The sequence below is a fragment of the Cytophagales bacterium genome (assembly GCA_033344775.1).
Taxonomy (GTDB): domain Bacteria; phylum Bacteroidota; class Bacteroidia; order Cytophagales; family Cyclobacteriaceae; genus JAWPMT01.
In genome coordinates this window covers 285,098-292,214 of record JAWPMT010000004.1, presented here as the reverse complement: position 1 = coordinate 292,214, position 7,117 = coordinate 285,098, and the positions used below count along the sequence as shown (strand labels likewise).

The following is a 7,117-nucleotide window of genomic DNA, read 5'->3' as shown; positions in this document are numbered from 1 at the left end:
AGACATGAAGAAAATTGGATTATTTGTTATGCTAATCGGTGCGTTGGGTACTTTAAGTGCCCAGCATCAGGCCATGTTCACCCAGTACATGTTTAATGCTACGGCGATTAACCCGGCTACGGTGGGGAGTCACGAGACATTGAGCCTTACGATGCTGGCGCGTGAGCAATGGGTCGGAATTGAAGGTGCGCCATCTACGCAGACATTAGCCTTGCATGCGCCGATGAATCAGGATAAAATCGCCGCAGGAATATTAATTATGAGAGATCGAATTGGAGTTTCCTCTCAAACAGCAGCATTTGTAAGTGGGGCATATCGCATTCTATTTGCGAAATCTACCCTTTCCATGGGGATTCAGCTGGGGTTCAGTCAGTACAATGCAGACCTTACTTTGTTGAATCCTAACAACCCAGATATAGATGCGAGTATTCGTACGGATAACAGAAGTTCTTTTTTGCCTAATGTAGGAACTGGATTTTACTGGTATTCTGATCGATTCTACGTGGGTATTTCAGCCCCGTTACTATTGAATAATTTTATTGATAATGATTTTGGAGACATTCAGGTAGAGAACAACAGACCTGACCTGGAGCGACATTATTTTGGGATGGCAGGTTATGTTTTTGATATATCCCCGTCCCTAAAGTTTCGTCCAAGTATGTTGATGAAAATGGTGGAAGGAGCGCCTATTGAATTTGACTTCAATGCCAATTTCTTGTTTGATGATGTCTTATGGTTAGGAGTATCCTACCGATCTTTCGATAGTGTCAGCGGATTGGCTGAAGTTCAGATCAGCGACGCTTTTAGGGTAGGCTATGCTTATGATTTTACCGTTTCCGATCTTGGACAATTCACCTCCGGTTCCCATGAGTTAATGATCAATTACCGATTCTCATTCCGCAGAGATCGGGTGATAACCCCAAGATATTTCTAAGATGAGAGCAGTTATATATTTTATGTTGTTCGCTTTGTCTTACACCTTCGTGGAGGCACAGGACATGTCTTACTTTTCCAAGTCCCTGGTTACAAAAGGAGACAAGGAGTTTGATCGATTCGCTTACCAATCAGCCCTTTCTTTTTACTTACGAGCACACAAATCAGAAGGTAATAGCCTTACGTTACAGGAGAAGATCGCCCATTGCTACCGATTGATCAATGATCAAAGTAAAGCGGAAGTGTGGTATCAGAAGGTGATAGAAGATGGTGGGAGCGATCCTGAAAATTTCTTGTATTATGCGCAAGCGCTGGAAAGTAATAAGCAGTATGAAGAAGCCTCCGTTTGGTACGAAAAGTACAATCAAGTCAAACCCCTGGATGATCGAGTTCAGGATAAAATAAAGGGACTGGACAAGGTGGCTGAGTTTTATAGCGATTCCGGCTATTATGCCATTACTCCGGTACGGATCAATTCTAAAGCTCCTGATTTTAGTCCGGCATTTTATGATGCAGGGATCGTATTTGTTTCCGGCCGTAGAAAATCACCGATTGTAAAGAAAGTATTCAACTGGGACAACAGTTCTTACTTAGATCTTTTCTACGCTGAAATAGATGAAGAGTACTTCTTACATCAGCCGAAGCAATTCAACCGTCGGATCAATACCAAATATCACGAAGGCCCATTGGCATTCTATCAGGATGATTCCAAAGTAGTGTTTACAAGGAATAATTTCTATGAGGGGAAGGAGCAGAGGAGTGAAGATGATATCAATAAATTGAAATTATACTTCGCTGAAAATAACAATGGCGATTGGTCCAAGATTGAGGAGTTCGCTTATAATGACAATGAATACTCAGTAGGTCACCCGACTATAAACGAAACCGGTGACTTTATGATTTTCGCATCTGACATGCCTGGATCACTTGGAGAAACGGATTTATGGTATACAGAATGGTCAGAGGCGGGTTGGACCGTTCCTAAAAATCTGGGTCCTGATATCAATACCGAAGGACATGAGATGTTCCCATTTCTAAGAGATGGTAATTTGTATTTTGCCAGCAATGGTCGAGAAGGGCTTGGAGGGTTGGACATCTATCGTACAATAGGAGATGATAAGGCGTTTGACGGAGAGGTGATCAACCTAGGATCTCCCATTAATTCAAGTAAAGATGATTTTGGCTATATCACAAAGGATGGAGGTCGTTCCGGCTATTTCTCATCCAATAGAATTCATGAGTTATATGATGACCTGTATCATTTCAATTTTACTAAACCTCGAATTACTAGCATCAGTGGTTTAGTGGAACTAGAGAAAGATTCTTCAGTCATTGAGTATGCCATGATTCATCTATTGGACAGTCTTTCGGGTGATACCATTGAGGTTGCTGAGACGGACCGTAAAGGTCGATTCGCCTTCCAGGTAGAATGGGATAAGAAATACATGCTTTCTGCGTCTAAACCCAATCATCAGACGATCAACTTTCCTGTAATCAGCACTTATGGACATAAGCGAGAAGAGACGTTGATCTTCATGCGAAGACTTGAATTGCTAGCTAAAGTCATTGCAGTTGATGAGGTGACTCGGGAGTTAATTCCCAAGCCACATATCATTGTGCTCGACCCTTTAACTGGAGCTTCGCTAACTCCAAGAGAGATTGATGTAGACACTTTTGAATATGTCATTCAACCTCATCTGACTTACGATGTAGCAGGAGCCAAGCGGCAGTATTTTACAGAACATGTGGATCGTTTTTCAGGAGATGAGCGATATGGCGAAGTATTCTGGATTGTGCCACTTGGAGAGATTGAACTTGACAAAGCCATTGAGTTGGAGAAGATCTACTATGATTTGAACAAAGCTGATATCAGACCGGATGCTGCCATCGAATTAGATAAGCTGGTCAAGATCTTACGGGAGAATCCTGAGATTACCATTGAGTTGAGTTCACATACCGATTCGAGGGGATCAGACCCCTATAACAAAAGACTATCTCAGCGTCGGGCCAATTCTGCAGTGGCCTATATCATAAGCAAAGGAATTGCCTCCAATCGCATTGTCGCAAAAGGTTATGGCGAAGAATCGCTGGTGAATGATTGTGCAAATGACGTTCCTTGTACTAACGAAGAACATCAACGCAATCGACGAACGGAGTTTAAGGTGACTTCTTACTAGATTCTCGAATGATGAATTGATAATCTGTATCGAGAAAATCGTTACTTAAGGCACAATATTCCCCTCACCTACATTGAGTTAACCACAAATACTAATCCCGTTAAAGTGCAATTTCTTTTGGCGAAATTTGCAAAGGAAAAACGCATACTTTTCGAAACCTTTTGTTCGTTTTTAAGTCTTTAATACTCGTTAAGAACTCAGAATACTTACTATTTCGGACCTTTCTAGCACACAATTGCTGGGTACAAGGGCACCGCTATTTCCGGTCCCAAGTATATAAGAATAACTAAGAAACGTCACGAAATGACTAAAAACAGACAACACTTTGACGATCTATTAGATCGACTGAAAACTGACATCTTAAAAATTGATAATTCCGCTAATAACTGGATACAGTCAATGATAACATAGACACATGTAACCAACTTATCAAAGAACTCCGTGAACGGTACGAACAGATCAGTTTAACAGAACAAGAGCAAATAACTTTTTTCAAGCATATCAAACCATTGTTCTCTTCTGAGCTATTATTTCTTGGTCTGGTTTTACGATACTACCAGGGAAAGCCTAAGAACAATCCTAAAGGGGTCAGAGTCTATATCAAGGATACCAGAGGTAGTGTCAATACCTTACTAGCCCAATATCAGGAGCTACACAATTACATCGAATTCAAGTCCATCCACTTAGACCAACTCTACTTCAGTCACCGCCTCTATGAAGCCCGATTACATGGGTCGTTAATCATTCCAATAGATCCTCAATTCAGTTCTCCAGCGGACCCCACGCTATCTTTGATCCTCGCAAATGAAAAGTTTCTTCAATTCTTAAGACAGGAATATGCATTGGTTGCAGATACCAACGGCAGCTCAAATGGAAAATCCAGGAAGTCCCCTAAATGGCTAGGGTCCAAAACAGAATTTGTTCTTATGCTGTACGCACTCATCTATTATGGGATAATCGACATGGAACTCAATGTCTTGTCAACACATGCCCAGCAGTTTTTCAATATAGAGATTGACAACATCTACAGGACCTTCAATGATATTAAGAGAAAGAAAGATCCAACAGAATTTCTGGACAAACTGAAAGACAATCTAAATGAACGCATAAGGGAGGAAATAGAGTCTAATCATGCTTAGACTTAAAGTAACCATTAAGTAGGAGAGGTAACAAACGTCGGGTGTTACCTCTTTTTCTTAACATATCCTGCTTTAAGCACGTTTTAACCCCTTTTATTGTTCCCACTCGGGACCAGGTGGGAATTCCCAAAAGCCACTTAATTCTATAGGTAAATTCAACTTTTTCAGGTTAATTCATAACAGTGACAGACGCTTAATACTTAGGAATAGTTCCAGAGCTGACCCACACTCGTCTCAAAACATAGGTAACTTCTCCATTTTGCTTCATTTCTACAGGCAATCATTGCAGGAAGTGGACCTGAAAGGTGAAAAGCGTTCAGAAATCAGAAAAAAATGAAGAAAATTCAAAAAAATCCGTTCCCACCTCATTCCCACTTGTGAATAAAAGTTGAAAACCCCTTTCATATTTGAGCCATTGAAAACAAAAACAAATAAACGTTTCTTATGGCTACAGAAAACATCGTTTCGAGAACTCCGCTGAAAACAGGCGTCTCTCGTGATCAAATCATCACTAAAGAAGATCTCCGTGAATTCAAAACAGAACTATTAGGAGAATTACACTCATTGATTCAGAACGCAGATGAAGGTCCAAAACGGCAATGGTTAAAGTCTTCAGAAGTACGCAAGATGCTAAAGATCTCAGCAGGCTCATTACAGAACCTACGAGTGAACGGACATCTGCCCTACACCAAAGTGCAAGGGATCATCTTTTACGAATACCAGGACATCATCGACATGATCGATAACAACAAGTACAATCACGCTTAATACTTAGAGCGTCATACCGGAAAAATGGTCCTCATATTTTTCATAGGACCATTTTGTCCCTGGTATCTCTTTGGCGCTCTAATAAGCTCAATAGATGTTTAGGATGTCAGTATGAGTAATGTCAATTACATCGCACATCTCAATGGCTGGTTCGAAAAGTCCTATGAGGACCGGAGGCTAAGTGCCGTTCATATGTCATTGTACATGGCCCTCTTTCAGTTCTGGAATCTCAACAGATTCCAGAACCCTTTTACTATCATTCGAGAGGATATCATGAAGGCTTCCAAGATCGGATCTAAGACCACTTACACCAAGTGTTTGAAGGACCTCCACACGTGGCAATACATTAAGTATGATCCATCCTTTAATCCACATCGCGGAAGCCAGGTTTACCTGTACACATTTGGGAAAGGTACTGTACAGGTAGTGGGAAAGGTAAATGGACCTATATATAAACAGTATAAACATAATAAACAGGTAAACAAAAATGTCTCCCAAAATAAAAATTACAATGAACCTCTTTGATACCAATTTTCCAGCGGCAATGGTCACAGTGAATGGAACTTTTAGAAATGGGCAAAACCAGTATTCATAAAATAAAGCGAAAGCCTGCGGGCCAGGACGCCCAGCGCTTTAACTCTGATAAGTTCCCATTTTCCGAATGCCTCTCCGTTCTTGAGCATTCCGGAAAGCGATTTTACGGCGACCACTTCCGCATCGTTGAAGAAGATCACGAAGTAATATTCAAGCTCCTGGTATATTTCATGAAAGACGAGGACAATGCGAAACAGCTGGGCATTAGCTTCAGAAAAGGCATCCTATTGACCGGCCCTATCGGTTGTGGCAAAACATCCCTCATGAACCTCTTCCGATTCATCACAGCAGCTTACAACCATCACACTATGGTATCTTGCAGAAAGGTCTCATTTGAATTCATCCAGGAAGGCTACAAAGTAATCCAGCGGTACAGTGATCAGTCCTTCGGACACAACAACATGGAGTGGCAACCCAAGACCTTTTGCTTCGATGACCTGGGAGCCGAAGACACTTTGAAGTACTTTGGTAATGAGTGCAACGTGATGTCAGAGATCCTACTCTCCAGATATGACCTCTTCATTTCTCAGGGTATGCTCACACACTTGACCACCAATCTCAACAGCAACGAGATCGAAGAACTATACGGTAACAGAGTCAGAAGCAGAGTCCGGGAAATGATGAACTTGGTTGGATATGAGAATGGGCGGGATAAGAGACACTGACCTTAGCAACGAAAGAATTCCGAGCGTCATTCCCAGCTGTTGCATTAACTATTCTCCATTTGATGATATAAAATCAGCGTCGGGAATCTCTTTTGCGCTCGGTCCTAGGCCAGAATTTATATGTTCCAACTCATCCTCCACCACATCCAGAAAATCAAACAACGCCGGTAGTTCCTTCATGAAGACCTGAAACTCTGCACTAAGCTCCTGGTGCTCCCGATTCAAATAATAGAAAGTAAGCATCCGAATTATTCTGCTCATCGTCTTAAGATCACCCCCTTCAAGTAGCTCCACCAACTCCAGGATCATCGGCTCAGTGATGGGATAAGACTCAGGGATGTGGATTGTTTTGGTTAGCAGGCTCATACAGAATGTCAATTAACTATATGACAAACATAAATATCAAATATCATTTGTCAAACTTTTATATGACACTATTGTCGTATTGTTCGTTGACATTTGATTCGTGACTAAAGACGAGCTAAAAACCAAAATCGGTCAACGAATCATTGAGCTAAGAACAGAAAAAGGATGGAGTCAATCTGATCTAGCCAGGGCTTGTGGCAAAGACCGTCAAGCAATTGAAAAGTTGGAGAATAGAAAGGTGAACCCGACGCTTTACAGTTTGTATGAAGTGGCAAAGGCTTTAGGTGTTTCGTTACCGGAGGTCGTTGATTTTTAGTTGGTCGAGAAAGCGAAGGAGTTAAGAAGCTTCTAGTAGGTAGGTCAAGGTTAAAGACGCGTTAAAATCCGTAAGCTGGACATCTGTAAGTATCGAGAAAGCTATCCTACGAACCTTGGCAAATACCTCCGTTAGACTATGGATTTCAGCACTTATTGG

The 7,117-nt window shown here is 41.5% G+C and carries 8 protein-coding genes; 7 read left to right on the top strand and 1 reads right to left on the bottom strand.

Annotated features, from left to right (window positions below; all coding sequences use genetic code 11):
* Positions 1-4: 4 nt before the first annotated feature.
* The 6 genes from R8G66_10240 to R8G66_10215 all read left to right on the top strand — a co-directional run bounded on the left by R8G66_10240 (position 5) and on the right by R8G66_10215 (position 6,276).
* Positions 5-934: a type IX secretion system membrane protein PorP/SprF gene (locus R8G66_10240; protein MDW3192737.1), complete on the top strand. Its 930-nt coding sequence runs from the start codon at positions 5-7 to the stop codon at positions 932-934.
* Between the two features lies 1 nt (position 935).
* On the top strand, positions 936-3,110 hold the full coding sequence (locus tag R8G66_10235) for an OmpA family protein (GenBank protein ID MDW3192736.1): 2,175 nt from the start codon (positions 936-938) through the stop codon (positions 3,108-3,110).
* A gap of 386 nt (positions 3,111-3,496) precedes the next feature.
* A complete protein-coding gene (locus R8G66_10230; protein MDW3192735.1) occupies positions 3,497-4,249 on the top strand; it encodes an RteC domain-containing protein in 753 nt (250 codons plus the stop codon).
* A gap of 444 nt (positions 4,250-4,693) precedes the next feature.
* Positions 4,694-5,017, top strand: a complete 324-nt coding sequence (locus R8G66_10225) for a helix-turn-helix domain-containing protein (GenBank protein ID MDW3192734.1) — start codon at positions 4,694-4,696, stop codon at positions 5,015-5,017.
* Positions 5,018-5,128: 111 nt separating this feature from the next.
* Positions 5,129-5,542, top strand: a complete 414-nt coding sequence (locus R8G66_10220; protein MDW3192733.1) for a hypothetical protein — start codon at positions 5,129-5,131, stop codon at positions 5,540-5,542.
* A gap of 32 nt (positions 5,543-5,574) precedes the next feature.
* Positions 5,575-6,276 carry an ATPase gene (locus tag R8G66_10215; protein MDW3192732.1) on the top strand — a complete coding sequence of 234 codons (702 nt, stop codon included), beginning with the start codon at positions 5,575-5,577 and terminating at the stop codon, positions 6,274-6,276.
* 48 nt (positions 6,277-6,324) lie between these two features.
* Here the strand turns inward: R8G66_10215 and R8G66_10210 are convergent, their stop codons facing one another.
* Complete coding sequence (locus tag R8G66_10210; protein MDW3192731.1) at positions 6,325-6,642, bottom strand: hypothetical protein; 318 nt, start codon at positions 6,640-6,642, stop codon at positions 6,325-6,327.
* A 100-nt stretch (positions 6,643-6,742) separates the two neighbouring features.
* Here R8G66_10210 and R8G66_10205 point away from each other — a divergent pair, with 100 nt between their 5' ends.
* Complete coding sequence (locus R8G66_10205) at positions 6,743-6,958, top strand: helix-turn-helix transcriptional regulator (GenBank protein ID MDW3192730.1); 216 nt, start codon at positions 6,743-6,745, stop codon at positions 6,956-6,958.
* Positions 6,959-7,117 lie beyond the last annotated feature (159 nt).

Excerpts from the sequence above, each read along its gene's own strand:
- R8G66_10240 (MDW3192737.1), top strand. The coding sequence starts at position 5 with ATGAAGAAAATTGGATTATTTGTTATGCTAATCGGTGCGTTGGGTACT.
- R8G66_10235 (MDW3192736.1), top strand. The coding sequence starts at position 936 with ATGAGAGCAGTTATATATTTTATGTTGTTCGCTTTGTCTTACACCTTC.
- R8G66_10225 (MDW3192734.1), top strand. The coding sequence starts at position 4,694 with ATGGCTACAGAAAACATCGTTTCGAGAACTCCGCTGAAAACAGGCGTC.
- R8G66_10220 (MDW3192733.1), top strand. The coding sequence starts at position 5,129 with ATGAGTAATGTCAATTACATCGCACATCTCAATGGCTGGTTCGAAAAG.
- R8G66_10215 (MDW3192732.1), top strand. The coding sequence starts at position 5,575 with ATGGAACTTTTAGAAATGGGCAAAACCAGTATTCATAAAATAAAGCGA.
- R8G66_10210 (MDW3192731.1), bottom strand. The coding sequence starts at position 6,642 with ATGAGCCTGCTAACCAAAACAATCCACATCCCTGAGTCTTATCCCATC.